The sequence below is a fragment of the Pseudomonas sp. SORGH_AS_0211 genome (genome assembly GCF_031453455.1).
Lineage (GTDB): Bacteria > Pseudomonadota > Gammaproteobacteria > Pseudomonadales > Pseudomonadaceae > Chryseomonas > Chryseomonas aestiva.
Map to the genome: position 1 here is coordinate 3,654,975 of NZ_JAVIZV010000001.1, position 25,421 is coordinate 3,680,395.

Below are 25,421 nucleotides of genomic sequence, written 5' to 3' on the forward strand. Positions count from 1 at the left end.
GGACTAGATGCGGAAACCGCCCACCAGCCGCTGCAGACGACCGGCCTCGGCTTCCAGGGCGGTACAGGCCGCCAGGGTGGCCTGGAGGTTGTCGACACCCTGCTGGTTCAGCAGGTTGATCTCGCTGATGTCCATGTTCAGGGTCTCCACCACCGAGGTCTGTTCCTCGGTCGCGGTGGCCACCGACTGGTTCTGGCCGTCGATCTCGCCGATGCGCTCGGTCACGCTGCCCAGCCGCTCACCGGCGCTCTTGGCTACCTGCATGCTGTGGGCGCTCTGCCGCTGGCTTTCCTGCATCAGGGCCACGGCGTCGCGCGAGCCGGTCTGCAGCTCTTCGATCATCTGCTGGATCTGCTGCGCCGAACTCTGGGTACGGCTGGCCAGGGAGCGCACCTCGTCGGCCACCACGGCGAAACCACGCCCGGCTTCGCCGGCACGCGCCGCTTCGATGGCGGCGTTGAGCGCCAAGAGGTTGGTCTGTTCGGAGATGCCGCGGATGACCTCGAGGATCTGGCCGATGTTGGCGGTCTCTTGCCGTTGAGTGCCTCGATATGTTCGCAACTGGTGCCGATCTTGGCCGACAGCGCCTGCATGGCGTGCAAGGCTTCGTCGAGCACCTCGCGACCTTCCTCACCCTGGGCGCGGGCGGTGCTGGCCTCGCCGGAGGCATGGGCGGCATTGCGGGCGATCTCCTGGGCGGCGGCGCCCAGTTCGTTGATCGCCGCGGCCACGCTGGTGGTGCGCTGGGCCTGCAGATCCGACTGCTGCATGGAGGATTGCGACGACTCCAGCACCCGGCGGGTGCCCTGATTGAGCTCACCGGTGCTCTGGGCCACGTCACGGATCGAGGTGTGGATGCGCGCCACGAACTTGTTGAAGGCTTCGGCCAGGGCGCCGAATTCGTCGCGGGCCTGCACCGGCAGGCGGCGGGTCAGATCGCCCTCGCCTTCGGCGATGTCGGCCATGGCGCGGGTCAGGTCATGCAGCGGGCGCAAGAGCACGCGGATCAGCAAGCCTAGGAGCAGGATGATGGCGATGACCGCCACCAGGGTGGCGACGATGGCCAGGTTGCGCGCCTGGGTCACCGGGGCATAGGCCTTGGCCTGGTCGATGGACAGACCCAGGTACCACTTGACCGAAGGCAGGCCATTGACCGGAGTAAAGCTCACCAGGCGCTCGCTGCCCTGCTGGGTGACCGCGTGCAGACCGGGCTGCAGGGACGGGGTCTGCTCGGGGAAGACGTCCTTGAGGGTCTTGAGCACCTGCTCGGGATGGCTGCTGACCAGGATCTTGCCGTCACCGTCGACCAGGAAGGCTTCGCCCAGGCCGCCGACGTTGAGCGAGGTGATGATTTCCACCAGCGCCGAGAGGTTGAGGTCGCCGGCCACCACACCCGCGAGTTGGCCGTCACGCTGCAATGGCGTGGCGATGGTCACGCCCAGCTGTCCGGAAGAGGCGAAGATATAGGGCGGGGTCAGCACCGTGGTGCCGGCGGCGGTGGCGGCCGCGTACCAGGGCCGCTTGCGCGGATCGTAGCCGGCCGGCAGGGTGCGCAGCGGGCGGGTGGTGTAGGTGCCGTCCACCTCGCCCAGGTAGGTGGAATCGAAGGTGCCGGTGTAGATCTTCTGATCCAGCAGGCCGACCAGGCCTTCGGGGGAGCGATCGCGCGCCAGGGTCTGGGCTTCGCCTTCGATGAGCTTGACCCGCGCATCCAGCCAGTAGGCGACGTTGCCGGCGGTGACCCGGCCGGTTTCCGCGAGGTTGGCACTCAGGCTCTGGTCGATGGCCTGGCGTTGCAGATAGGCATTGAAACCCGCGGAAGCGGCCAGCGCGGTGGTGATCACCAGCGCCGCGACCAGCAGGATCTTGTGGCTGAATTTCAGGTGTCGCTTCATACAGGTCTGCGTCCGTGGCCAGAGTGGAGCCATGCCGGATTCAGGGCATGGCGGTCACTCGTTATCGGGCACGTACGTTACGACTTGAGCGGAGCGGCAGCCTCTTTTGCGCAGGCCCGCGCTAGATGCGGAAGCCGCCCACCAGCCGCTGCAGGCGGCCGGCCTCGGCTTCCAGGGCGGTGCAGGCCGCCAGGGTGGCCTGGAGGTTGTCGACACCCTGCTGGTTCAGCAGGTTGATCTCGCTGATGTCCATGTTCAGGGTTTCCACCACCGAGGTCTGCTCCTCGGTCGCGGTGGCAACCGACTGGTTCTGGCCATCGATCTCGCCGATGCGCTCGGTCACGCTGCCCAGCCGCTCGCCGGCGCTCTTGGCCACCTGCATGCTGTGGGCGCTCTGCCGCTGGCTTTCCTGCATCAGGGCCACGGCGTCACGCGAACCGCTCTGCAGCTCCTCGATCATCTGCTGGATCTGCTGCGCCGAACTCTGGGTGCGGCTGGCCAGGGAGCGCACCTCGTCGGCCACCACGGCGAAACCACGCCCGGCTTCGCCGGCGCGGGCTGCCTCGATGGCAGCGTTGAGCGCCAGCAGGTTGGTCTGCTCGGAGATGCCACGGATGACTTCGAGGATCTGGCCGATGTTGGCGGCCTTGCCGTTGAGCGCCTCGATATGTTCGCAACTGGTGCCGATCTTGGCCGACAGCGCCTGCATGGCGTACAGGGCCTCATCGAGCACCTCGCGGCCCTCCTCGCCCTGGGCGCGGGCGGTGCTGGCCTCGCCGGAGGCATGGGCGGCATTGCGGGCGATCTCCTGGGCGGCGGCGCCCAGTTCGTTGATGGCAGCGGCCACGCTGGTGGTGCGCTGGGCCTGGATATCGGACTGCTGCATGGACGACTGCGAGGCCTCCAGCACCCGGCGGGTGCCCTGGTTGAGTTCGCCGGTGCTCTGGGCCACGTCACGGATCGAGGTGTGGATGCGCGCCACGAAGTGGTTGAAGGCCTCGGCCAGGGCGCCGAATTCATCGCGGGACTGCACCGGCAGGCGGCGGGTCAGATCGCCCTCGCCTTCGGCGATGTCGTCCATTGCACGGGTCAGGTCATGCAGCGGGCGCAAGAGCACGCGGATCAGCAAGCCTAGGAGCAGGATGATGGCGATGACCGCCACCAGGGTGGCGACGATGGCCAGGTTGCGCGCCTGGGTCACCGGGGCATAGGCCTTGGCCTGGTCGATGGACAGTGCCAGGTACCACTTGACCGAGGGCAGGCCCGCGACCGGGGTAAAGCTCACCAGGCGCTCGCTGCCGTTCTGCAGGACGTGATGGAAGCCGGGGGCCAGGCTCGGCGTCTGCTCGGGGAAGACCTCCTTGAGCGATTTCAGCACCTGGTCGGCGTGGCTGCTGACCAGGATCTTGCCGTCGCCGTCCACCAGGAAGGCTTCGCCCAGACCGCCGGCGTCCAGCGAGGTGATCATCTTCATCAGGCTGTCCATCACCAGGTCGCCGGCCACCACGCCGATCAGCTTGCCGTTCTGCAGGACCGGCGCGGCGATGGTGATGCACAGGAAGCTCTGCGGCGGCGCGGTGAGATAGGGCTCGGTGAGGATGGGGCCGCCGGCGCCGACCGCGGCCTTGTACCAGTCGCGCTGGCGGGCGTCGTAGCCGGCCTCCATGGGGGTATGGGGGCGGTCGGTGAAGGTGCCGTCGACCTCACCCAGGTAGGTGGAGTCGAAGTTGCTGGTGTAGAGCTTCTCTTCCAGCAGGCCCGCCACGTTGGCCGGGCTGCTGTCGCGGCTGAGCGCCTGGGCCTGGCTGTCGATCAGCTTGACCCGCGCGTCCAGCCAGTAGGCGATGTTGCCGGCGGTGATGCGCCCGATCTCGCCCAGCGAGGCTTCGAGACTCTGGGTGATCGCCTGACGCTGCAGATAGGCATTGAAGCTGGCGAAGCCGGCCAGGGCGATGGTCACCACCAGGGCGGCCGCCAGCAGGATCTTGTGGCTGAATTGGAGCGAGCGTTTCATGGATACCACGCGTAAGGCTTGGGTAGTGAGCAGCCGCTCTCCTCGCAGGTAGATATTGCGATAAGTATAGAGAGGGCAAGACGACCGGGGATGGTCGACGTCGCACTATTACGCTCAAACCTGACTTTTAGCTGGCGCCAACCGATAAACGTTCTCACAACGCCGATGTCTGGCCGGCGCGCCCTACAGCAGGCTGAATCCCTTCAGCAACAGCAGGCCGAGGTTGGTGCTCAGCATCCCGCCGAGGGTACTGAGCACCACGATGGTCGCCGCCAGCTGGGCATTGCTGCCGGCGGCGCGGGCCATGACGAAACTCGACGCTGCCGTCGGGCACCCCAGGTAGAGAAAGAGGATGCCCAGCGCCGGTCCCTGGATGCCCAGCGCCAGGGCGCCCAGCACCCCCAGCAGCGGAATCCAGACGATCTTCCACAGGCTGGCGCCCAGCGCCAGGCCGCTGCTCTCGCGCAGCGAGGCCAGCGACAGGGTGGCGCCGATGCACATCAGCGCCAGCGGCAGGGTGAGACCCGCGAAATAGTGCGCCGAGGTATCCAGCCAGCGCGGCAGCTGCCACTGGAAATAGGCGAAGGGAATCGCCAGCAGGATGCCGATGATCAGCGGATTGCCGAGGATGCTGCGCAGGAGGGTGCGACAGTTGGCCTCCAGGTGCGGGCTGTAGATCGCCAGCACGATGGCCGAGAGCACGTTGTAGAAGAGGATGACCATGCCGGCCATGATCCCGCCCACCGACAGCCCATAGTCGCCGTACTGGGTCGTCGCCAGGGCCAGGCCGACGATGCCGCAGTTGCCGCGAAAGGCGCCCTGCACATAGACGCCGCGATCGGCATGGGGACAGCGCCAGATCGCCCAGCCCCAGGCGGCCAGGAAACTCGCCACCGTGGCCAGGGCGAAATAGCCCAGCAGCAGCGGCTGCAACGCCTCGCCGAGGTCGGCCTTGAGGATACCGAGAAACAGCAGGGTCGGCATGGTGGCGCGAAACACCAGCGCCGAGGCGGTGTTGATGAAGGGGGTGTCGATCCAGCCCAGCCGCCTGAGCACGCAGCCCAGCAGCACCAGGGCGAAGACCGGGGCGGTGACGTCGAAGGTCGCCTGGACCAGGGCAAGCACGTCGGACATGGCGGAAGGCATCGCGGGAACGGCTCGCGATGGTAGCAGGCACGGCGCGCCACCGGGCCCCTCCTTCCGTCATCGCGAAGTGACATCAGTCAATGCTTAGCTTACTATCTACCCGCCCGATTCAGACGACGCCCCCGATCCATCCCCCGCTTCGCCTCAGCGCGACCGCTCTAGCTTCCTGCCAGGGAAGCCGGCGAAGGGGTGGAACAATAAGACAGACAACAGGTTCAGACGTAGCAGACGACAGATCCGCATGCGGTTCCGATTTGCGATGTCGTCGATCGAGTCGAAGTCTCTTTTCACGATTGCATTGCGAGCGCTGCCATGACTGTCACTTCCAACGCGAGACCGGGAGGCCTGCCTGCCAGGTTACTCGGCATCCTGTTCATCCTCCTGGGCCTCGCCCTGCTGGGGCTGGGCATCAAACTGGCCACCCTCGGGGGCTCCCTGTATTACCTCGGCGGCGGCGTGCTGCTCGCCCTGAGTGGCTACCTGCTGTGCATCCGGCGGGCCAGCGGGGTCTGGGTCTATGCCTTCTTCCTGGTGGTCTCCACCGCCTGGGCCGTACTGGAAGTCCAGTTCGACTGGTGGCAGCTGGTGCCGCGCCTGGCGCTCTGGTTCGTCCTCGGCCTGGTGCTGCTGATCCCGGTGTTCCGCCGTCCGCTGGACAGCCGGAGCGGCGGCCTGCCGCTGGTCGGCTCCCTGGTGATCGCCGCGGTCGTCGCCCTGATCGCCCAGTTCGTCAACTACAACCGTCTGGATGGTGACCTGGGTCGCGATACCGCAGGCGTCGAAAGCGCCGCCCCGACCGCCGCCGATGGCGACTGGCCGTCCTATGGCCGCACCGCCTTCGGTGATCGCTACTCGCCGCTCAAGCAGATCGACGTCAACAACGTGAAGGATCTGCAACCGGCCTGGACCTTCCGTACCGGCGACATCCCCGGCCCGAACGATCCCCAGGAAACCACCGCGGAAAACACCCCGCTCAAGGTCAACGGCAAGCTCTATGTCTGCACGCCGCACAGCCAGGTGATCGCCGTGGACCCCGACAGCGGCAAGGAAATCTGGCGCTTCGATCCCAAGCTGAGCACCCAGCACGCCGACAGCTTCAAGGGCTGGGCGCACATGACCTGCCGCGGCGTGGCCTACCATGACGACGCCACCTACGCCGGCACCACCACCGCCGGCCAGAGCCCGGCCAACGGCAGTGCCGTCCCGGTCGATGAACAGAGCACCCCGGCCGCCAGCAGCTGCCCGCGCCGCCTGTTCCTGCCCACCGCCGACACCCGCCTGATCGCCATCAACGCCGATACCGGCAAGGTGTGCAGCGACTTCGGCGACAACGGCCAGGTCGACCTGACCGCCAACATGGGCAGCTTCACGCCCGGCGGCTACTACTCCACCTCGCCGCCGGCGGTGACCCGCAACCTGGTGATCATCGGTGGCCACGTCACCGACAACGTCTCCACCGACGAGCCGTCCGGCGTGATCCGCGCCTATGACGTGCACACCGGCAAGCTGGTGTGGAACTGGGACAGCGGCAATCCGGACGCCACCGCGCCCATCGCCGCCGATGGCATCTACACCCGCAACTCGCCCAACATGTGGTCGATGATGGCCGTCGACGAGAAGATCGGCATGGTCTATCTGCCCATGGGCAACCAGATGCCCGACCAGTGGGGCGGTGACCGTACCCCGGCCTCCGAGAAGTACAGCGCCGGCGTGGTCGCCCTCGACATCGCCACCGGCAAGGTGCGCTGGAACTACCAGTTCACCCACCATGACCTCTGGGACATGGACGTGGGCGGTCAGCCGACCCTGGTGGACATCAAGACCGAAGGCGGCGTGAAACCCGCGCTGATGGCCTCGACCAAGCAGGGCAGCATCTATGTGCTGGACCGCACCAACGGTCAGCCCATCTACCCGATCAAGGAAACCCCGGTGCCCCAGGGCGCGGTGGAAGGCGACCACACCTCGCCGACCCAGCCGGTCTCCTCGATCAACCTGGCCGCGCCGACCCTCAAGGAAAGCGACATGTGGGGCGGTACGCCCTTCGACCAGGCGCTGTGCCGCATCGCCTTCCGCGAGCACCGCTACGAGGGCATCTACACCCCGCCGTCCACGCAAGGGTCGATCGTCTACCCGGGCAACTTCGGCGTGTTCGACTGGGGCGGCCTCTCGGTCGATCCGGTGCGCCAGATCGCCTTCCTCAACCCCAGCTACATGGCCTTCACCTCCAAGCTGGTGCCGCGTGAAGAGATCGCCAACCAGCCGGCGCGCAAGAGCGAGACCGAGGGCATCCAGCCCAACAAGGGCGCGCCCTATGGCGTGATCCTGTCGGCCTTCCTGTCGCCGCTCGGCCTGCCCTGCCAGGCACCCGCCTGGGGCTACGTGGCCGGTCTCGACCTGACCACCGGCAAGCTGGTCTACAAGCACAAGAACGGCACCGTGCGCGACAACTCGCCGGTTCCGTTGCCCCTGCCCATGGGCGTGCCCAGCCTGGGCGGCACCGTCACCACCGCCGGTGGCGTGGCCTTCCTGAGCGGCACCCTGGACCAGTACCTGCGTGCCTATGACGTGAAGAACGGCAAGGAACTGTGGAAAGGCCGCCTGCCGGCCGGTGGCCAGACCACCCCCATGACCTACACCGGCAAGGACGGCCGCCAGTACGTGCTGGTCTATGCCGGCGGCCATGGCTCGCTGGGCACCAAGCAGGGTGACTATGTGATGGCCTTCGCCCTGCCCGAGAAGAAGTAAGGGCGCCCGCGCCCGAGCTCCCCTCTCCTTAAGGGAGAGGGTTTGGGGCGAGGATGCTTCGAGCATTTTGACATCCTGTTGGAACCCACCTCGCCCCAACCCGAAATCCCGGCCCAGCCGGGATTTTTTTCGCCCGGGCTTTTTGCTTCTATGAAAAGAGCCACCTGGCACCCAAGGCCCAGCGGAAAAGGCTGCGCCGTTTTCCACGCTACAGTGTCAAGACCGTGCCTCGAACGCTCCCTCTCCCCTGGCAGAAGGCCAAGGTGGGGGCCAACCCGGGCACCCTACCCGCTCCTCCCCCTCTCCCCAGGGGAGAGGGCCGGGGTAAGGGCACACCCCGCTCCATCACCGTCCCTTGGACTCGGTTAAGCTATCCCCCATGCCCACCTCCCCGCCCCAACACCGCCGACTGCGCCTGGCCAACGGCCTGGCCGTCGCCCTGCTGCACGATGCCGAGCTGCCCCAGGCGGCCGCCCTGGTCCGCATCGGCGCCGGCAGTCACCAGGCGCCGCGGGCCTTTCCGGGGCTGGCGCACTTTCTCGAACACCTGTTCTTTCTCGGCAGCCGCCGCTATCCAGCGGCGGACGGCCTGATGCCGCTGGTGCAGCGCCTGGGCGGCGAACTCAACGCCAGCACCCGCGAGACCACCACCGACTTCTTTTTTGCCCTGGCGCCCGAGCACCTCGCCGCCGGCCTCGCCCGCCTGCTGGACATGCTCGCCGCGCCCCTGCTGGCAGCGGACGCCCAGCGTCGTGAGCGCGAGGTGCTGCACGCGGAATTCATCGCCTGGGCACGCAGCGCCGATACCCGCCGCGACCTGGCCCTGGCCGCCGGCCTGCCTGCGGACCATCCGGCCGCCGGCTTCCATGCCGGCAACCGATACAGCCTGCCGCTGCACAGTCCGATCTTCCAGGCGGCCCTGCGCGACTTCCAGCGCCAGTACTACCGCGCCGACAACGCCCTGTTGGTGCTGGCCGGGCCACAATCGCTGGCCGAATTGGCAGAGCTGGCCCGCGAACAGGGTGCAGTCCTGGCATCCGGTCCTGCGTCCGCACATGCAGCGCCCCCGTCACTCCCGGCCACCGGCGAACGCTGGCAGACCATTACCGCCACGCCGCCCATGCTGGCCCTGCAATTCGCTCTCGACGACCTGCCGCCCGGCAGCTGGGAGGCGGCCGAGCTGCTGGAAACCCTGCTGCTCGGCGACCATCCCGGCGGCCTGCCCGCCAGCCTGCGCCAGGCGGGCCAGGCCGAGCGGCTCAGCCTCGCCTGGCCCTATCGCCAGGCGCGCCAGGGCCTGCTCCGGCTGGATTTCTCGCCCGGCTCCCAGGCCAGTCCCCGTCGCCTGACCGACATCCTGTTCGCCTGGCTGGACAGCCTGCGCCAGTCACCTCTCGCCGCGCTGCAGCAGGGCCACGCCGAACGGGTCCGGCGCCAGTGGACCACCCTGCCCGGCCTGGCGCTGGCAAGACGCCTGGGTGAACGCCTCTGGCTGGATCGGCCAGGAGACGCCTGGCCACAACCGGCTCTCTCGCCTGCCGCCCAGGCCGCCTGGCCGCGGCTGCTCGCGCAACTGGTCCCGGAACGTCTCAGCGGTTTTGCCGGCGGCCTGGCCGCTGCACCGAACCAGGCATCGCCCGTCATCGCCAGCTTTACCCTGCCACCGCCCAATCCGCTGCTCACCGATCCCATCATTCCCAGCGCCCCGGCGATGCAGTCCTGGCCGATCAGCCAGGCCCTCGCCCCTCAGCAGCGCGAAGGCCTGCTGTTCCTGCGCTGGCGATGGCCGGAGGCGGTCGCGCCCGACGTCCAGGTGCTGGGCGCGCTCCCCCGGCTGGCCGCCGAGGCGGGCGTCACCCTGCGCTGGAGTCCGCCGGGGGCGCCCTGGGAGTTGCGGCTGCAAGGCTGGGCCGCGGCGCTGCCGGCGGTGCTGGAACAGGCGCTCGGCCGCCTGACGCACGCGCTGGAGCTGCCCCGGGCGCTGCCAGAAACCTCGATCGAGCCCATGCTGATCCGCCAGTTGCTCAAGGTCCTGCCCGAGCGACTGACCACGGCCACACCGCCCACAGGGAATGAAGCGGGTCCGCGCTGGCAGGCCCTGGCCTGTGGCCTGCCCACGGCTGCACAGGCGTCCCTGGCCGCCCTCACGCCGCCGCCTCGGCCCCAGGCAGGGCCGCTGGGCGAACCGCATGGCTTCACCGGTCGCCACTGGCACCCCGAACCCAGCGCCGACGCCCAGCAGGCGCTGCTGCTGTTCTGTCTGCAACCCGATGCGCGCCCCACCACCGAAGCCGCCTGGCGGCTGCTGGCAGCGCGTCTGCAAGGGCCGCTGTTCCAGCGTCTGCGCAGCGAGCGGCAACTGGGCTACGCGGTGTTTTCCGCCTATCGCCAGCTGGGCGATCAGGCCGGCCTTTTAATCGGTGTCCAGTCACCCCAGGCCCGGGCGGCGGAGATCCTGGCGGAAATCGAGGGTTGCCTGGCTGACAGCCTGGCCGCCATACAGGCCGAGGGCGCGACGCTTTCGCAGAACATCCGCCAGCTGGTGCGCGACTTCAGCCCCGCCACCCCTCAACGCGCGGCCCTGGCCGAGCGCCTCTGGTGGGGCTTCCAGCGTAGCGGGGCGCTGGATCTCGCGCCCTTGCAGGCAGCCCTGGCCGCCCTGGACGCTGGGGCCCTGCAGCAGGCCTGGCAGCAACTCACCGCCAGCGACGCACCGCGCTTCGCCCTGGCCAATGCCAGCGCGCCATCCGGCTGGATGTCATAGCTTTCAACACTTTCCCGGGAGCGTCGGCCGCTGCCGGCGGTCAATCTGTTGCAGGATCGGTAAGACAGTTATGTCCGCCGGACCGCCAGCGATTCGTCGCGGCAAAAACCCTTAGCTAGGTAACATTTGTTAGACTTGACGACCGGATCCATCCGGCTTTCGCAGTCAAAAGAGGAGACCTCCCATGTGGACCAAGCCTGCTTACACTGACCTGCGCATCGGCTTCGAAGTCACCATGTACTTCGCCAACCGTTGATGCGCCCCACGCCCCGGTTCGCCGGGGCGTACTTTTTCCAGGTTTAGCCTTTCCCATGCATATCCAGATTCTCGGCTCCGCCGCCGGCGGTGGCTTTCCCCAGTGGAACTGCAATTGCGTCAATTGCGACGGCTTCCGCAAGGGCACCCTCAGGGCCCAGGCCCGTACCCAGTCCTCCATCGCCCTGTCCGACGACGGGGTGAACTGGATCCTGTGCAACGCCTCGCCCGACATCCGTGCCCAGCTGGCCGGCTTCGCCCCGCTGCAGCCGGCGCGGGCCCTGCGTGACACCGGCATCCGCGCTATCGTCCTGCTGGACAGCCAGATCGACCACACCACCGGCCTGCTCAGCCTGCGGGAAGGCTGCCCCCACCAGGTCTGGTGCACCGAGATGGTCCACCAGGACCTCACCACCGGCTTTCCGCTGTTCAACATGCTCGAACACTGGAACGGCGGGCTCAGCTGGCAGCCCATCGCCCTGAGCGGCAGCTTCACCATTCCGGCCTGCCCGAATCTGGAATTCACGCCCTTCCCGCTGCGCAGCGCCGCGCCGCCCTACTCGCCCCATCGCCACGATCCGCACCCCGGCGACAACCTGGGTCTGCTGGTTCATGACCGGCGTACCGGTGGCAAGCTCTTCTACGCCCCGGGGTTGGGCCAGCCGGACGCCGCCCTGCTGGAGCTGATGGGCCAGGCCGACTGCCTGCTGGTGGACGGTACCCTCTGGACCGACGACGAGATGCAGCGTCGCGGCGTGGGCACCCGGACCGGCACCGAGATGGGTCACCTGCCGCAGAGCGGTCCCGGCGGCATGCTGGAAGTGCTGGCCGGCTTCGCGCGCCAGCGCAAGGTGCTGATCCACATCAACAACACCAATCCGATCCTGGACGAAGACTCCCCCGAGCGCGCCATCGTCGAGCGCCAGGGCGTGGAAGTCGCCTGGGACGGGATGTCCATCGAGTTGTGAACGCCATGCCCAACGCCCTCACTCCCGCCGAATTCGAAGCTGCCCTGCGCGCCAAGGGCGACCTCTACCATATCCACCATCCCTATCACGTGGCCATGTACCAGGGTCGCGCCAGCCGCGAGCAGATCCAGGGCTGGGTAGCCAATCGCTTCTACTACCAGGTCAACATCCCGCTCAAGGACGCCGCCATCCTGGCCAACTGCCCGGATCGCGAGATCCGTCGGGAGTGGGTGCAGCGCATCCTCGACCACGACGGCGAGCCCGGCAGCGAAGGCGGCATCGAGGCCTGGCTGCGCCTGGCCGAGGCCACCGGCCTGGATCGCGAGCAGGTGCTCTCCCAGGAACTGGTGCTGCCCGGGGTGCGCTTCGCGGTGGACGCCTACGTCAACTTCGCCCGCCGCGCCTCCTGGCAGGAGGCCGCCAGCAGCTCCCTGACCGAGCTGTTCGCGCCGCAGATCCACCAGTCGCGGCTGGACGCCTGGCCGACCCACTACCCCTGGATCGATCCGGCCGGCTACGAGTACTTCCGCACCCGCCTGGGCCAGGCCCGCCGCGACGTCGAACACGGTCTGCAGATCACCCTGCAGCACTACACCACCTGGGAGTCCCAGCAGCGCATGCTGGAGATCCTGCAGTTCAAGCTGGACATCCTCTGGAGCATGCTCGACGCCATGAGCATGGCCTACGAACTGCACCGCCCGCCCTACCACAGTGTCACCGCCGAGCGCCGCTGGCACCGAGGAATCGACCTATGAGCTTCGACCGCACCCAGGTGCCGCGCTGGCGCCCCGGCTACCGCTTCCAGTTCGAGCCGGCGCAGGACGCCCATGTGCTGCTCTATCCCGAGGGCATGATCAAGCTCAACGACAGCGCCGCCGCCATCGGCGGGCTGATCGACGGCCAGCGTGACGTGGCCGCCATCATCCAAGCCCTCGACGAACGCTTCCCCGGCGTGCCCGAGCTGGGCGCGGACGTTGAACAATTCATGGAGGTCGCCCGTGCAGAGCACTGGCTCCTGCTCGGCTGACACCAGCCTGCCGGGCACGCCCATGCAGTTGCCGCAACCGCCGGTAGTGGCCAAACCGAATGTCGGCCTGCCACTGTGGCTGCTGGCCGAGGTCACCTATCGCTGCCCGCTGCAGTGCCCCTATTGCTCCAATCCGCTGGACTTCGCCGCCCAGGGGCGCGAGCTGACCACCGCGCAGTGGTTCAAGGTCATGGCCGAGGCACGGGAGATGGGCGCGGCCCAGATCGGCTTCTCCGGGGGCGAGCCCCTGGTGCGCCAGGACCTCGCCGAGCTGATCCGCGAGGCGCGCCGGCTGGGCTACTACACCAACCTCATCACCTCCGGCATCGGCCTCACCGAGGCGCGCATCGCCGAATTCAAGGAAGCCGGCCTGGACCATATCCAGATCAGCTTCCAGGCCAGCGACGAACAGGTGAACAACCTGCTGGCCGGCTCGAAGAAGGCCTTCGCCCAGAAGCTGGCCATGGCCAAGGCGGTCAAGGCCCGTGGCTACCCGATGGTGCTCAACTTCGTCACCCACAGGCACAACATCGATCGCATCGACCAGATCATCGACCTCTGCCTGGCGCTGGAAGCCGACTTCGTCGAACTCGCCACCTGCCAGTTCTATGGCTGGGCGGAGCGCAATCGCGCCGGTCTCCTGCCAACCAGAGCCCAGCTGGAGCGCGCCGAACGCATCACCAACGAATATCGCGCGCGCCTCAAGGCCGAGAACCATCCCTGCAAGCTGATCTTCGTTACCCCGGACTACTACGAAGAGCGTCCCAAGGCCTGCATGGATGGCTGGGGCAAGCTGTTCCTGACCATCACGCCGGACGGCACCGCCCTGCCCTGCCACGGCGCCCGGCAGATGCCCATCGCCTTCCCCAACGTGAAGGAGCAGGATCTGCGGCACATCTGGTACGACTCCTTCGGCTTCAACGTCTACCGCGGCTACGACTGGATGCCCGAGCCCTGCCGCTCCTGCGACGAGAAGGAAAAGGACTACGGTGGCTGCCGCTGCCAGGCCTTCATGCTCACCGGCGATGCGCGCAACGCCGACCCGGTCTGCGCCAAGTCGCCGCACCACGACCTTATCCTCGCCGCCCGCCAGGAAGCCGAGACCGCGACCCAGCGGATCGAGGACCTGCAGTTCCGCAACGAGCGCAATTCGCGGCTGATCGCCAAGGTTTGAAGTCATGGGCGGCGCCAGACATGCCGAGGTCGCCGGCGGAATCCGGTCCCTCGCGCCAAGGCGCAGGCTGGCCAACGGGACTCACCACCCACGGCTCCGAGGCATTTGCCTCCCGGCCGGGCAGTGACCATACTGCCCGGCCGGACCTTTTCGCCTCGTCGTCATGCCCTCGATACGCCCGCTGCGCCCTGCCGATATCCCTGCCGTTCTCGATATCCAGGCGGCCACCTACCCCGCCGACCTGCTCGAAGACCGCGCCTTCTACGTCAATCGCCTGGAACTCGCCCCGGAACACTGCTGGGCGGCGACCGATGCCGAGGATCGCCTGCGCGGCTATCTGATCGCCTATCCCTGGGACGACGGCCTGCCACCGGTGCTGGGGGCTCGCCTGGAGCAGCTGCCGAGCGAGGCCTCCACCTGGTTCCTGCACGATTGCGCGGTGCACCCCGAGGCCCAGGGCCAGGGCGTGGCCGGGCGGCTCTATCGCCATGCCAAGGGCCAGGCCCGGCGTGCCCGCCTGCGCCAGGGGCGGCTGGTGTCCCTGTCCGGTGCCATCGGCTACTGGCAGCGCCATCACTACCATCCGGTTCCCGCCGACGCCGCGCTCAAGGCCAAGCTGGCCGGCTATGGCGATGGCGCCTGCCTGATGCAGCGCACCCTCGATACCCCGGAAGCCGAGCACGCCCAAACCTTGCAAATCTAAATGCAAGTATTTCGCTTTCGCCTTAACATGGTCTAGCCCAGGAGGGCCTCCGCTGCCCGGCGCTCTGGCGCGGGTATCTTGATCGCCGCTACAAGGAATCCCTGATGAACATCGCTCCAGCGTCTTCGGCCAAGGGCCGGCGCGTCTTTTCCGTTACCTTGTTGGCCGCCCTGCTGGCACTGGGTGGGCAAGCCGCCCAGGCGCGTTCCAGCTTCGAAGCCCCCGATCCGGACTACCACGGCGAGATCAAGGCCAGCCCCGTCACCGGCACCGCCATCCTGGCCGGCAGCGAGGTCGCGCTGGACGGCCGCGGCTTCACCCCCGGTCAGCAGATCACCCTGTCGCGCGGCGGCGTGGCGCTCAACCCCGACGCCGCCTACGTGGCCGACGCCCAGGGCAACTTCAAGGCGACCCTGCGCATCCCCGAAGACGCCGCCCCCGGCCAGCACCCCATCGTCATCAGCACCGCCCAGCCCTCGGGCGCCGCGGTCTTCCCGCTCAAGGTCTCGCCGGTGGTGCCGCTATCCGGCGCCGATGCCTATAGCCTCACCGCGGTCAAACTGGTCCCCGGCCTCTACCAGGTGGACAGCAGCGCCAAGACCGGCGCCCTCTTCGTCACCTCGGCCGTGGGCCGCCCGCCGGTCAAGGTCTCGCAACTGCTCAAGCTCGACCCCAAAGACCTGGCCATCGAACGCCAGATCACCCCGGCCGCCGCTCCCGGCGCGGACGCCGGTGTCTACGCCGTCTACGGCGTGGGCGTGGACGACCGCAACGGCACCGTCTGGACCTCCAACACCCGGCAGAACACCGTGGCGGTCTATCGCCAGAGCGACCTGGGCCTGGTTAGGCAATTCGAACCCGGCCTCGTGCCCCATGCCCACACCGTGGTGGTCGACGAGAAACTCGACCGCGCCTTCGCCTCGGCGGCCATGACCCCGGACATCGTCAGCTTCGATGCCAGGACCCCGGCCGTGCGCAAGCACATCACCATCGAGTCGGGCGTGCGCGGCGAGCAGTTCGCCGTGGTCGGCATGCACCTGGACCCGGCGGTGCACAAGCTCTATGCCGTCAGCCTGAAGACCAACGAGGCCGCGGTGATCGACGCCAAGACCGAGACCGTCGAGAAGGTCTTCCCGATCCAGGGCGCCAGGACCCCCATGGGCGTGGCCCACGATCCCAGGACCGATCGCCTGTTCATCACCGCCCAGGGCAGCGACAACCTGCTGATCGTCGACGCCAAGACCGGCCAGACCCTGCACAACGTCACCACCGGCGCCGGGGCGCTGAACGTGGCCTTCGACCCGGTCAAGCGCCTGGCCTACGTCACCAACCGCGGCGCCGGCACCCTGACCGTGGTCGACCCTGACGGCACCATCAAGGCCAACCTGGAGCTGGGCACCTATCCCAACCATGCGGTGGTGGACGCCAAGGGCGTGGTCTACGCGGTCAACAAGGCCAAGGGGCAGGATGATGCCGAGGGAGATCGGATTACGCGGGTAGTGGCTAAGTAAGAGGCCTGCCGCCCCTGGCCTAGGTTGGGGCGTTTTTGTAGGTTGGGTTGAGCGTTAGCGAAGCCCAACGGATTGCGGCTGGGGTTATAGATGCCCTAGCCGTTTATCGTGGTCTGCTTGCGGCTCTTGTTTCGCCCACCCGGGCGAGTCACTTTTGCCAGTCGCGACTGCGCGCCCCGGACAAAGGTAACCAAAAACGCTTGCTCCGACCATCCGGCCCTACGCTACGCTCCGGGTCCACTCACCCCAGCGCCGCTCCGGGGTCGGCCTACACGGGCCGTCCATGGCCCGTTAGGCCTCTCGCCGCATCCATACGGCTCGACCCACTCCACGACGCTGGCGTTCGCCCTCCTGAACGGGGCGATTCGCCAGCCTGAAAGTTTTGGCTGAAAAGCCACAAAAGCCCGTAGCGTGGACAACGGCAACGCCTTGTCCACTAATGGTGTCGGTGCCCAACAGTGGAAAACGCTGCGCGGTTTTCCACGCTACGAATCGCTCTGGCTCCGCTTGTAAACACCTCAGCCTCGGGCTGGCGTCCCGCCCCGTCAGTGAGGCCGAGTGCAGGTGTCGCGGAGGGGGATGCGAGGCAGGACGCCGAGCAAGGCGCGAGGGGCAGGAGGCCCCTTCGTGCCGTACCCCCGGAGCGGCGCCGGAACGAGGGGACCTGGAGCGCAGCGAAGGGCCGAAACGTGGGGCAAGCGCTTTTGGTTACTTTTGCCGCGACTGGCAAAAGTGACTCGCCCGGGTGGGCGAAACCAAAACTTTCAAAGCTCTCGGTAATTCGCCTGGGCATTGATCAAATGCCCAAAGCGTTTGGCTTCGCTTAACCCAACCTACGTCCTACGCCCGTCCCAAACAACGACGCCCACCAGATCACTCCAGCGGGCGCCACTCAAGGGGGCGGCAGAGGGGGACACTCAAGGGGGCGGCAGAGGGGGACACTCAGCCCTCCAGCGACTCCACCCCCAACTCATCCCACACCGCCTCCGCCAGGTGGAAGGTGGCATTGGCTGCCGGGATGCCGCAGTAGATGGCGCTCTGCATGATCAACTCCTTGATCTCCTCCCGCGTCACCCCGTTGCTGCGCGCGGCGCGCAGGTGCAGGCGCAGTTCGCCTTCGCGGTTCATGCCGATCAGCATGGCGATGGTGATCAGGCTGCGGGTGTGCCGCGGCAGGCCCGGGCGGGTCCAGATGTCGCCCCAGGCGTGGCGGGTGATCATCTCCTGGAATTCTTCGTTGAAGGGGGTCAGCTTTTCCAGGCTGCGATCGACGTGGGCGTCGCCCAGCACCGCGCGGCGGACCTGCATGCCGGCTTCATAACGTTCTCTTTCGTCCAAGATCGACTCCTTCAGGCGCTCAGAAAGGCCAGCACGCGCTGGGTAAAGGCAGCGCCCATCTGCACGTTGGACAGGTGGGCGGCGGGAAACTCGACGTACTCGGCGCCCGGGATGCGTTCCTGCAGGAAGCGGCCGTCGGCCGGGGTGGTCACGGCGTCGTGGCTGCCGGCGACGATCAGCGTCGGCGCGCGGATGGCGTCCAGCACCTCGCGGAAATCGGCGTCGCGCACCGCCGCGCAGTTGGCGGCATAGCCCTGGGGCGAGGTACCGGCGAGCATGGCGACGATGCGGTCGACCCGGTCCGGCTCGGCGCTGGCGAAGTCGGGGGTGAACCAGCGACCGATGGAGGCGTCGCGCAGGTCGCGCATGGCCTGCTCGCCGCCGGCTTCCACGGTCTGGATGCGCCCGTTCCACACCTCGGGGGTGCCGATCTTGGCGGCGGTGTTGCACAGCACCAGACGGGTGATCCGCTCGGGGGCGTTGATGCCCAGCCACTGGCCGATGGAGCCGCCCATGGACAGGCCGCAGAAGGCGAACTGGTCGATGCCCAGGGCATCGGCCAGGGCCAGGACATCACGGCCGTTCCCGTCCATGCGATAGGGGCCGGGCGTCACCAGGGAGGCGCCATGGCCCCGGGTGTCGTAGCGCAGCAGGCGAAAGCGCTCGCTGAAGGCGGCGGCCTGGTCGTCCCACATGGCGAGATGGGTGCCCAGGGAGTTGGACAGGATCAGTACGGGAGCGCCCTCGGGGCCCTCCAGTCGGTAGTTCAGGTCGCCATCGGCGAGACGTACGCTGGGCATCAGGCAGTCCTCTGGTCTAGGGATGGGCAAGCAGGGTGCGGTGTTCGGCCAGGGCGCGGGTTACCCAGGCGCGGGCCTGCCCTTGGTAATGGGCGGGGTCCAGCAGACGATCCAGTTCGGCGCTGGAGAGTTCGGCGGTCACTTCCGGCGTATCGCCCAGCACCTGCCGCAGGTGACGCCCCTCCTGGACGGCGCGCTTGCAGCTCTGCTCCACCAGGTGGTGGGCGGCCTCGCGCCCTAGCCGTCCGGCCAGGGCGATGCTGACCGCCTCGGCCAGCACCAGGCCATGGGTCAGTTCCAGGTTGGCCTGCATCCGCGCGGCATCGACCTCAATGCCGGCGACGATGGCCTGGGCCTGCTGCAGGGCGCCGGAGACCAGGCAGAACAGCTCCGGCAGGGTTTCCCACTCGGCGTGCCAGAGGCCCAGGCTGCGTTCGTGCTCCTGGGGCATGGCGGAAAACAGGGTGCTGACCAGACCCGGCGCGCGGGTGGCGGCGGCGATCAGCACCGCCGCGCCCACCGGATTGCGCTTGTGCGGCATGGTGGAGGAGCCACCCTTGCCCGGCGCCGAGGGCTCGAAGACCTCGGCGGCTTCGGTCTGCATCAGCAGCGACAGGTCGCGGCCCAGCTTGCCCAGGCTGCCGGCCACCAGGCCGAGCCAGGCGCCGACCTCGACCAGGCGATCGCGCTGGGTGTGCCAGGGTTGCTCCGGCAGGCTCAGTTCCAGCTCCCGGGCCAGGGCCTCGGCGACTGGCAGGGCCTGATCGCCCAGGGCGGCCAGGCTGCCCGAGGCACCGCCGAATTGCAGCACCAGCACCCGTGGCCGCAGCTCGGCCAGGCGCTGGCGGTGCCGGGTGATGGCGCCCAGCACTCCGGCCAGCTTCATACCCAGGGTTACCGGTGTCGCGTGCTGCAGCCAGGTACGGCCGGCCAGCACGGTAGCGGCATGGCGCTCGGCCTGGGCGGCCAGGGCCCCGGCCAGTTGCGCCAGATCGGCGTCCAGCAGGTCCAGCGCCTGGCGGATCTGCAGCACCAGGCCGCTGTCCATGGCGTCCTGGCTGGTGGCGCCACGATGCACATGACGCTCGGCCTCCGGATCCCGGGTGGCGATCTGCCGGCCAAGGGCCTTGACCAGCGGAATGGCGGAATTGCCGGCGCTGACCACGGCCCGGGCCAGCTCGGCCGGGTCATACCGTTCGGCGCGGCAGGCGGCGGCGATGGGCGCCACCGCCGCCTGGGGGATCACCCCCACCGCCGCCTCGGCGCGCGCCAGGGCGGCCTCGAAGTCCAGCATGCCCTGCAGTCGCCCCCGGTCACAGAACACCGCGCGCATGGCGACCTGGGTGAAATAGGCGTCGAACAGCAGGTTGGACATGGGGACTCCTCGGGGCTCAGTGGTCGTGATGCAGGTAGGTGGCCTGCCGCGGCAGCCGGAGGCTGACCAGGAAGGCCACCGCCAGCATCACCGAGACATAGATGTAGAAGACCTCTTCATGCCCCTGGGTCTTGAAGCTCAGGGCGACGAATTCCGCCGAGCCGCCAAAGATGGCATTGGCCACCGCATAGGACAGGCCCACGCCCAGGGCCCGTACTTCCGGCGGGAACATCTCCGCCTTCACCAGGCCGCTGATGGAGGTGTAGAGGCTGATGATGGCCATGGCCAGGCAGATCAGCAGGAAGGCCAGGAAGGGACTCTGGACGCTGGCCAGCGCGGTGAGGATCGGCCAGGTGCAGACCGTGCCCAGGCCGCCGAACAGCAGCATGGAGGCGCGCCGACCGATGCGGTCGGAGAGCATGCCGAACAGCGGTTGCATGAGCATGAACACCAGCAGGGCACAGGTCATCACGGCGCTGGCGGTCTTGGCGTCCATGCCGCTGGTGTTGACCAGGTACTTCTGCATGTAGGTGGTGAAGGTATAGAAGATCAGCGAGCCGCCCGCGGTGTAGCCGAGCACGGTGAAGAAGGCCGCCTTGTGGTGCTTGAACAGGCCGCTGAGGGTACCGGCCTCCTTGTTGGCGCGGGTCTCGGCGGTGGTGGTCTCTTCCAGCGAACGACGCAGGAACAGCGAGACCACGGCCGCGGCGGCGCCGACCAGGAAGGGAATCCGCCAGCCCCAGGCACGCAGGTCGGCATCGCTCAGGACCTGCTGCAGGATCACCACCACCAGCACCGCCAGCAACTGGCCGCCGATCAGGGTGACGTACTGGAAGGAGGCGAAGAAGCCGCGCTGGCCCCGCAGCGCCACCTCGCTCATGTAGGTGGCGGTGGTGCCGTATTCACCGCCCACCGAGATTCCCTGCAGCAGGCGCGCGAGCAGCAGCAGGGCCGGCGCCGCGACGCCGATGCTGGCATAGGTGGGCAGGCAGGCGATGGCCAGGGAGCCGGCGCCCATCATCAGGATGGAGATGACCATGGAGGTGCGCCGGCCGTACTTGTCGGCGACGCGCCCGAAGATCCAGCCGCCGAGGGGCCGCATCAGGAAGCCCGCGGCAAAGACGCCGGCGGTGCTCAGCAGCTGCACGGTGGGATCGCTCTTCGGGAAGAAGGCGGCGGCGAAGTAGATGGAACAGAAGGCGTAGACGTAGAAGTCGAACCATTCCACCAGGTTGCCGGACGAGGCGCCGACGATGGCGAAGATGCGCTTCTTGCGCTCCTCGAAGCTGTAATGCGGGTGAGTGCTCATGGAGATCCTTAATTATAGGTATGGATGGACGGAGGACAGCCTACCGCCATCGGACCCGCAGAGACACACGCGGTTACAGGGGATGATGGGCATGGGGTGAACGAGATTTGGTGATTTGCTCAGCACGGGCTCTACGATCGGCCCCGAGAATCGCGGCCATGGGCCGCTCCTACAGGTGCCGTACCTGTAGGAGCGGCCCATGGCCGCGATTTGCCTCAGATCCCGTCCACCCGCTCCACCGCCAGTGCCAACCCCTGGCCGACGCCCACGCACATGGTGGCGAGCCCCAGGCGGCCGCCGGTCTTTTCCAGGTGGTGCACCGCGGTGAGCACCAGGCGGTTGCCACTCATGCCCAGGGGATGACCCAGGGCGATGGCGCCGCCGTTGGGATTGACCTTGGGGCTGTCGTCGGCCACGCCCAGCTCGCGCAGGACGGCGATGCCCTGGGCGGCGAAGGCTTCGTTGAGCTCGATGACGTCGAAGGCCTCGATGGACAGGTCCAGTTGCTTGAGCAGCTTGCGCACTGCCGGGGTCGGACCGACGCCCATGATGCGCGGCGCCACCCCGCCGCTGGCCATGCCCAGTACCCGGGCGCGGGGCGTGAGGCCGTGCTTCTGCACCGCTTCCGCCGAGGCCAGGATGATCGCCGAGGCGCCGTCGTTGAGCCCCGAGGCGTTGCCCGCGGTCACGGTCCGGTCCGGGCCGTTGACCGGCCTGAGCTTGGCCAGGCCTTCGGCGGTGGTATCCGGACGCGGATGCTCGTCCTGTGCCACCACCACGTCGCCCTTCTTGCCCGAGAGGGTCACCGGGACGATTTCCTCGGCGTAGTAGCCGGATTCCTGGGCCGCGGCGGCACGCTGCTGGCTGCGCAGGCCGAAGGCGTCCTGGTCGGCGCGGCTGACGCCATAGTCGGCGGCGACGTTGTCACCGGTGACCGGCATGCTGTCGACGCCATAGGTCTCCTTCATCGCCGGATTGATGAAGCGCCAGCCCAGGGTGGTGTCTTCCAGCTTCTGGCCGCGACCGAAGGCGCTGTCGGCCTTGCCCATCACATAGGGCGCGCGGGTCATGGATTCCACCCCGGCGGCGATCACCAGCTCCATCTCGCCCAAGGCGATGGCGCGATAGGCCTGGCCCACCGCTTCCATGCCCGAGGCGCAGAGGCGATTGAGGGTCACGCCCGGCACCGTTTCCGGTAGTCCCGACAGCAAGACCGCCATGCGTGCCACGTTGCGGTTGTCCTCACCGGCCTGGTTGGCGCAGCCCATGAACACCTCGTCCACCGCCGTCCAGTCCACCTGGGGATTGCGCTCCTGCAGCGCCTTGAGCGGAATGGCCGCCAGGTCATCGGCGCGTACCGCCGAGAGACCGCCGTTGAGCCGGCCGATGGGGGTCCGAATGGCGTCGCAGATATAGACGGGGCGACTCATTCCTCAGCTCCTTTCTGGCCGCCGTGGGCGGCATTGGTCCGGGCCTGCAGGTCACGCAGGGCCACGAGTTCGGTCGCCGTCGGCGCCGCGCTGGTGGCGACCTGGTCGGCGAAACGGATGGCCCAGCCGGTGGCGGCCACCACCTGCTCGCGGGTCACGCCGGGATGCAGGGCGGTCACCACGAATTCGTGGGTACCGGCTTCCGGCTCCATGATGCAGAGGTCGGTGATGATGGCGGTCGGACCCTTGCCCGGCAGACCCAGCTGCTGGCGGTGATCGCCACCCTCGCCGAAGCCCACCGAGGTGATGAAGGCCAGCTTGTCGACGAAGCTGCGGTGCGATTGCTTGAGGATGATCAGCACCTCCTTGGCCGAGCCGGCGATCTCCGGCGCGCCGCCGGCGCCCGGCAGGCGCACCTTGGGCTGGTGGTAGTCGCCGATCACCGTGGTGTTGATGTTGCCGAAGCGATCGACCTGGGCCGCGCCCAGAAAGCCGACATCGATGCGCCCGCCCTGCAGCCAGTAGCGGAAGATCTCGCCGGTGGGCACCACGGTGTCGGCGGTCTCGGCCAGTTCGCCGTCGCCGATGGACAGCGGCAGCACCGAGGGCTTGGCACCGATGGGACCGGATTCGTAGATCAGCACCACGTCCGGCGCATGGGTCAGGCGCGCGAGATTCGCCGCGGTGGACGGCAGGCCGATGCCGACGAAGCAGACGCTGCCATTGCCGAGGCGGCGCGCGGCGGCCACGGTCATCATTTCATTGGTGGTGAAGTCGCTCATGATTCAGGCCTCCGCAGCCAGCTTCGCCTGGAATGCGGCGAAGTCCGCGGTACCGCGGATGTAGGTGTCGATCCACTGGGTAAAGGTGTCGCGGTCGCGAGCGATCGGGTCCCAGGCCTGGTAGAAGCGGTTATCCCGCTCGTAGTAGCCGTGGGCATAGGACGGGTGCGCCCCGCCCGGCACCACGCAGACGGCGCTGAGCGCCCAGGTCGGCAGCACGCAGGCGTTCATCGGTGCCTGGAGGTCGTCGACGAGCTCTTCCACGGTGACGATGCAGCGCTGGGCGGCCAGCGCCGCCTCCTTCTGCACGCCGAGGATACCCTGGATCAGCACGTTGCCCTGGCGATCAGCCTTCTGCGCATGGATGACGGTGACGTCCGGGCGCACGCTGGGCACCGCGGCGAGCTGCTCGCCGGTGAAGGGGCAGGCGATGAACTTGATGTCCGGATTGACCTTGGCCAAATCCGAGCCCTGGTAGCCGCGCAGGACGGCGAACGGCAGGTTGGAGGCGCCGGCGACATAGGCGTTGGCCAGGGCCGCGTGGCTGTGCTCGGAGATCTCCAGCTTGTGCGGCCAGCCCTTTTCCACCGCATCGCGCAAGCGGTGCAGGGAGCCGACCCCGGGGTTGCCGCCCCAGGAGAAGATCAGCCGCTTGGCGCAGCCGGCGCCGATCAGCAGGTCATAGACCAGGTCGGGGGTCATGCGCACCAGGGTCAGGTCGCGCCGATTCTGGCGGATCAGCTCGTGGGCGGCGGCGGTCGGAATGAGATGGGTGAAACCTTCGAGGGCGACGGTCTCGCCATCGTGGACGAAGCGCTGGATGGCTTCGCTCAGGGACAGGATCTGGGCCATGGATTGTCGACTCGCGTCTTTGTTGTCGGCGCCGCCCGGTGCGGCGGTCTGGAGTCAGACTACAAAGGCCCATCCACGCAAACAATCCGATAATCGACTAACAGTTCGATTATCGAACAGCATCGTTCCGTGGACCGTCGACCACCTCGATGCGCAGCGCGCTGTGGCAGCGGCTACACTGGGCTCCCCTCATCCAGAGCCCAGCCGATGTCCGACAAGCCCCGCGCCTCCCTCGAAGGCATCACCCTCGAAGCCCTGCTCACCCGCCTGGTGGAGCATCACGGCTGGGAGGAACTCGGTCGCCGCATCCCGCTGCGCTGCTTCACCCATGAGCCCAGTATCAAATCCAGCCTGACCTTCCTACGCCGCACACCCTGGGCACGGGAAAAGGTCGAGCAGCTCTATCGGCGGTTGCCGAAGCAGGGCTAAGGCAGGCCCCGCACAACTAACGGATTTAGGATTTGGTCCCCAGCAGGCCACGCAGCGTCTGCTGGATATCGGCCGGCAAGACCACCGTCTTCGCGTTGTCGCTGGTGGCCAGCTTTTCCATGGCATTGATATAACGCTCGCCCAGCAGATAGAGCACCGGAGTCGGGTCGCTGCCCACGGCTTCGGAGATCTTGCTCAGGGCGGCGGCGGAGGCCTGCGCCAGGGTCACCTGGGCCACGCTGTCGCGCTTGGCCGCTTCGAGACGGGCATCGGCCTCCAGGATGGCGGCCGCTTGGCGCCCTCGGCGCGGGTCACCACCGCCTTGCGCTCCCGCTCGGCCGCCGCCTGCATTTCCATCGCCGCCTGCATCGAGGGCGTCGGCTTGAGCTCCTGCACCTCCACCGCCTTGACGGTGATGCCCCAGTCCACGGTCTGCTCGGCCATGCTGATCCGCAACCGTGCCTTGATCTCGTCCCGCGAGGACAGTGCCTGGTCCAGCTCCATCTCGCCGATGATGGCCCGCAACGAGGTCATCGCCAGGCTGGTGATGGCCTGGGCGTAGTCCTCGACGCCATAGGCCGCCTTGGCCGGATCGACGATCTTGGCGAAGCACAGGGCATTGGCCAGGATCACCGCGTTGTCGCGGGTGATGACCTCCTGTTGCTGCACATCAAGGATCAGGTCCTTGGTGCTGAGGCGGTAGCCGACCTGATCCATGTAGGGGATGAGGAAATTCAGCCCGGGCTTGAGGGTGGTGCGGTACTTGCCGAGGCGCTCGACGATCCACTCCTGCCCCTGGGGCACCAGCCGCACGCCCTTGGCGACGGTGACGACGATGAAGACCAGCAACAGCAGGGCGACGATAAGGCTGACACTCATGGCGTATGTCTCTACAGGTGGAAGA

At 67.7% G+C, this 25,421-nt stretch carries 19 protein-coding genes and 3 pseudogenes; 10 read left to right on the forward strand and 12 right to left on the reverse strand.

Going from position 1 to position 25,421, the window contains the following annotated elements; translation table 11 throughout:
• Positions 1-3: 3 nt before the first annotated feature.
• From QE393_RS16930 to QE393_RS16940, 4 genes and pseudogenes are all read right to left on the reverse strand, one after another.
• Positions 4-1,895: pseudogene (locus QE393_RS16930) on the reverse strand (methyl-accepting chemotaxis protein).
• A 121-nt stretch (positions 1,896-2,016) separates the two neighbouring features.
• Complete coding sequence (locus QE393_RS22615) at positions 2,017-2,781, reverse strand: methyl-accepting chemotaxis protein (protein ID WP_405046308.1); 765 nt, start codon at positions 2,779-2,781, stop codon at positions 2,017-2,019.
• A 93-nt stretch (positions 2,782-2,874) separates the two neighbouring features.
• A pseudogene (locus tag QE393_RS22620) lies at positions 2,875-3,909 on the reverse strand (cache domain-containing protein); the annotation flags it as partial.
• 183 nt (positions 3,910-4,092) lie between these two features.
• On the reverse strand, positions 4,093-5,043 hold the full coding sequence (locus QE393_RS16940; protein WP_310044789.1) for an AEC family transporter: 951 nt from the start codon (positions 5,041-5,043) through the stop codon (positions 4,093-4,095).
• A gap of 324 nt (positions 5,044-5,367) precedes the next feature.
• Here QE393_RS16940 and QE393_RS16945 point away from each other — a divergent pair, with 324 nt between their 5' ends.
• From QE393_RS16945 to QE393_RS16985, 9 genes are all read left to right on the forward strand, one after another.
• Entirely contained in the window at positions 5,368-7,800 is a 2,433-nt protein-coding gene (locus QE393_RS16945) for a glucose/quinate/shikimate family membrane-bound PQQ-dependent dehydrogenase (protein WP_310044790.1), read from the forward strand.
• Positions 7,801-8,179: 379 nt separating this feature from the next.
• Positions 8,180-10,564, forward strand: a complete 2,385-nt coding sequence (pqqF, locus tag QE393_RS16950; RefSeq protein WP_310044791.1) for a pyrroloquinoline quinone biosynthesis protein PqqF — start codon at positions 8,180-8,182, stop codon at positions 10,562-10,564.
• Between the two features lie 184 nt (positions 10,565-10,748).
• Positions 10,749-10,820 (forward strand): pyrroloquinoline quinone precursor peptide PqqA, encoded by a 72-nt coding sequence (gene pqqA / locus QE393_RS16955; RefSeq protein ID WP_003243383.1) that lies wholly within the window; start codon positions 10,749-10,751, stop codon positions 10,818-10,820.
• Between the two features lie 55 nt (positions 10,821-10,875).
• Complete coding sequence (pqqB, locus tag QE393_RS16960; protein ID WP_310044792.1) at positions 10,876-11,787, forward strand: pyrroloquinoline quinone biosynthesis protein PqqB; 912 nt, start codon at positions 10,876-10,878, stop codon at positions 11,785-11,787.
• A 5-nt stretch (positions 11,788-11,792) separates the two neighbouring features.
• Positions 11,793-12,542, forward strand: coding sequence for a pyrroloquinoline-quinone synthase PqqC (gene pqqC, locus QE393_RS16965; RefSeq protein WP_133862264.1), 750 nt, complete (start codon positions 11,793-11,795; stop codon positions 12,540-12,542).
• On the forward strand, positions 12,539-12,814 hold the full coding sequence (gene pqqD, locus QE393_RS16970; RefSeq protein ID WP_273808116.1) for a pyrroloquinoline quinone biosynthesis peptide chaperone PqqD: 276 nt from the start codon (positions 12,539-12,541) through the stop codon (positions 12,812-12,814). The genes pqqC and pqqD overlap by 4 nt, the downstream gene beginning before the upstream one ends.
• A 22-nt stretch (positions 12,815-12,836) precedes the next feature.
• Positions 12,837-13,988, forward strand: a complete 1,152-nt coding sequence (gene pqqE / locus QE393_RS16975; RefSeq protein WP_310045646.1) for a pyrroloquinoline quinone biosynthesis protein PqqE — start codon at positions 12,837-12,839, stop codon at positions 13,986-13,988.
• Positions 13,989-14,151: 163 nt separating this feature from the next.
• Positions 14,152-14,691, forward strand: a complete 540-nt coding sequence (locus tag QE393_RS16980) for a GNAT family N-acetyltransferase (protein ID WP_310044793.1) — start codon at positions 14,152-14,154, stop codon at positions 14,689-14,691.
• A 104-nt stretch (positions 14,692-14,795) separates the two neighbouring features.
• A complete protein-coding gene (locus QE393_RS16985; RefSeq protein WP_310044795.1) occupies positions 14,796-16,202 on the forward strand; it encodes an ATP-binding protein in 1,407 nt (468 codons plus the stop codon).
• Between the two features lie 942 nt (positions 16,203-17,144).
• Here QE393_RS16985 and pcaC read toward each other — a convergent pair.
• The 7 genes from pcaC to QE393_RS17020 all read right to left on the reverse strand — a co-directional run bounded on the left by pcaC (position 17,145) and on the right by QE393_RS17020 (position 24,088).
• On the reverse strand, positions 17,145-17,540 hold the full coding sequence (gene pcaC / locus QE393_RS16990) for a 4-carboxymuconolactone decarboxylase (protein WP_017642968.1): 396 nt from the start codon (positions 17,538-17,540) through the stop codon (positions 17,145-17,147).
• An 11-nt stretch (positions 17,541-17,551) separates the two neighbouring features.
• Complete coding sequence (pcaD, locus tag QE393_RS16995) at positions 17,552-18,340, reverse strand: 3-oxoadipate enol-lactonase (RefSeq protein ID WP_310044796.1); 789 nt, start codon at positions 18,338-18,340, stop codon at positions 17,552-17,554.
• A gap of 16 nt (positions 18,341-18,356) precedes the next feature.
• Complete coding sequence (locus QE393_RS17000; protein ID WP_310044798.1) at positions 18,357-19,715, reverse strand: 3-carboxy-cis,cis-muconate cycloisomerase; 1,359 nt, start codon at positions 19,713-19,715, stop codon at positions 18,357-18,359.
• A 16-nt stretch (positions 19,716-19,731) separates the two neighbouring features.
• On the reverse strand, positions 19,732-21,024 hold the full coding sequence (locus tag QE393_RS17005; protein WP_310044801.1) for an MFS family transporter: 1,293 nt from the start codon (positions 21,022-21,024) through the stop codon (positions 19,732-19,734).
• A gap of 215 nt (positions 21,025-21,239) precedes the next feature.
• Positions 21,240-22,454: a 3-oxoadipyl-CoA thiolase gene (pcaF, locus tag QE393_RS17010; protein ID WP_273808125.1), complete on the reverse strand. Its 1,215-nt coding sequence runs from the start codon at positions 22,452-22,454 to the stop codon at positions 21,240-21,242.
• On the reverse strand, positions 22,451-23,236 hold the full coding sequence (locus tag QE393_RS17015; protein WP_273808126.1) for a CoA-transferase subunit beta: 786 nt from the start codon (positions 23,234-23,236) through the stop codon (positions 22,451-22,453). The genes pcaF and QE393_RS17015 overlap by 4 nt, the downstream gene beginning before the upstream one ends.
• Before the next feature lie 3 nt (positions 23,237-23,239).
• Positions 23,240-24,088, reverse strand: a complete 849-nt coding sequence (locus tag QE393_RS17020; RefSeq protein ID WP_183633880.1) for a CoA transferase subunit A — start codon at positions 24,086-24,088, stop codon at positions 23,240-23,242.
• A 207-nt stretch (positions 24,089-24,295) separates the two neighbouring features.
• Between QE393_RS17020 and QE393_RS17025 the strand changes: the two genes are divergently transcribed.
• Complete coding sequence (locus QE393_RS17025) at positions 24,296-24,517, forward strand: VF530 family DNA-binding protein (RefSeq protein WP_027598793.1); 222 nt, start codon at positions 24,296-24,298, stop codon at positions 24,515-24,517.
• Positions 24,518-24,542: 25 nt separating this feature from the next.
• On the opposite strand, the pseudogene QE393_RS17030 reads toward QE393_RS17025, so the two are convergent.
• Positions 24,543-25,396 (reverse strand): annotated as a pseudogene (locus tag QE393_RS17030) (SPFH domain-containing protein).
• Positions 25,397-25,421 lie beyond the last annotated feature (25 nt).

Coding starts and splice junctions, on each gene's coding strand:
- pqqB (WP_310044792.1), top strand. CDS start 10,876: ATGCATATCCAGATTCTCGGCTCCGCCGCCGGCGGTGGCTTTCCCCAG.
- pqqF (WP_310044791.1), top strand. CDS start 8,180: ATGCCCACCTCCCCGCCCCAACACCGCCGACTGCGCCTGGCCAACGGC.
- QE393_RS17025 (WP_027598793.1), top strand. CDS start 24,296: ATGTCCGACAAGCCCCGCGCCTCCCTCGAAGGCATCACCCTCGAAGCC.
- pqqC (WP_133862264.1), top strand. CDS start 11,793: ATGCCCAACGCCCTCACTCCCGCCGAATTCGAAGCTGCCCTGCGCGCC.
- QE393_RS16980 (WP_310044793.1), top strand. CDS start 14,152: ATGCCCTCGATACGCCCGCTGCGCCCTGCCGATATCCCTGCCGTTCTC.
- QE393_RS16985 (WP_310044795.1), top strand. CDS start 14,796: ATGAACATCGCTCCAGCGTCTTCGGCCAAGGGCCGGCGCGTCTTTTCC.
- pqqD (WP_273808116.1), top strand. CDS start 12,539: ATGAGCTTCGACCGCACCCAGGTGCCGCGCTGGCGCCCCGGCTACCGC.
- QE393_RS16940 (WP_310044789.1), bottom strand. CDS start 5,043: ATGTCCGACGTGCTTGCCCTGGTCCAGGCGACCTTCGACGTCACCGCC.
- pcaD (WP_310044796.1), bottom strand. CDS start 18,340: ATGCCCAGCGTACGTCTCGCCGATGGCGACCTGAACTACCGACTGGAG.
- QE393_RS17000 (WP_310044798.1), bottom strand. CDS start 19,715: ATGTCCAACCTGCTGTTCGACGCCTATTTCACCCAGGTCGCCATGCGC.
- QE393_RS17015 (WP_273808126.1), bottom strand. CDS start 23,236: ATGAGCGACTTCACCACCAATGAAATGATGACCGTGGCCGCCGCGCGC.
- pqqE (WP_310045646.1), top strand. CDS start 12,837: ATGCAGTTGCCGCAACCGCCGGTAGTGGCCAAACCGAATGTCGGCCTG.
- pcaF (WP_273808125.1), bottom strand. CDS start 22,454: ATGAGTCGCCCCGTCTATATCTGCGACGCCATTCGGACCCCCATCGGC.
- QE393_RS16945 (WP_310044790.1), top strand. CDS start 5,368: ATGACTGTCACTTCCAACGCGAGACCGGGAGGCCTGCCTGCCAGGTTA.
- QE393_RS22615 (WP_405046308.1), bottom strand. CDS start 2,781: ATGCAGCAGTCCGATATCCAGGCCCAGCGCACCACCAGCGTGGCCGCT.
- QE393_RS17020 (WP_183633880.1), bottom strand. CDS start 24,088: ATGGCCCAGATCCTGTCCCTGAGCGAAGCCATCCAGCGCTTCGTCCAC.
- QE393_RS17005 (WP_310044801.1), bottom strand. CDS start 21,024: ATGAGCACTCACCCGCATTACAGCTTCGAGGAGCGCAAGAAGCGCATC.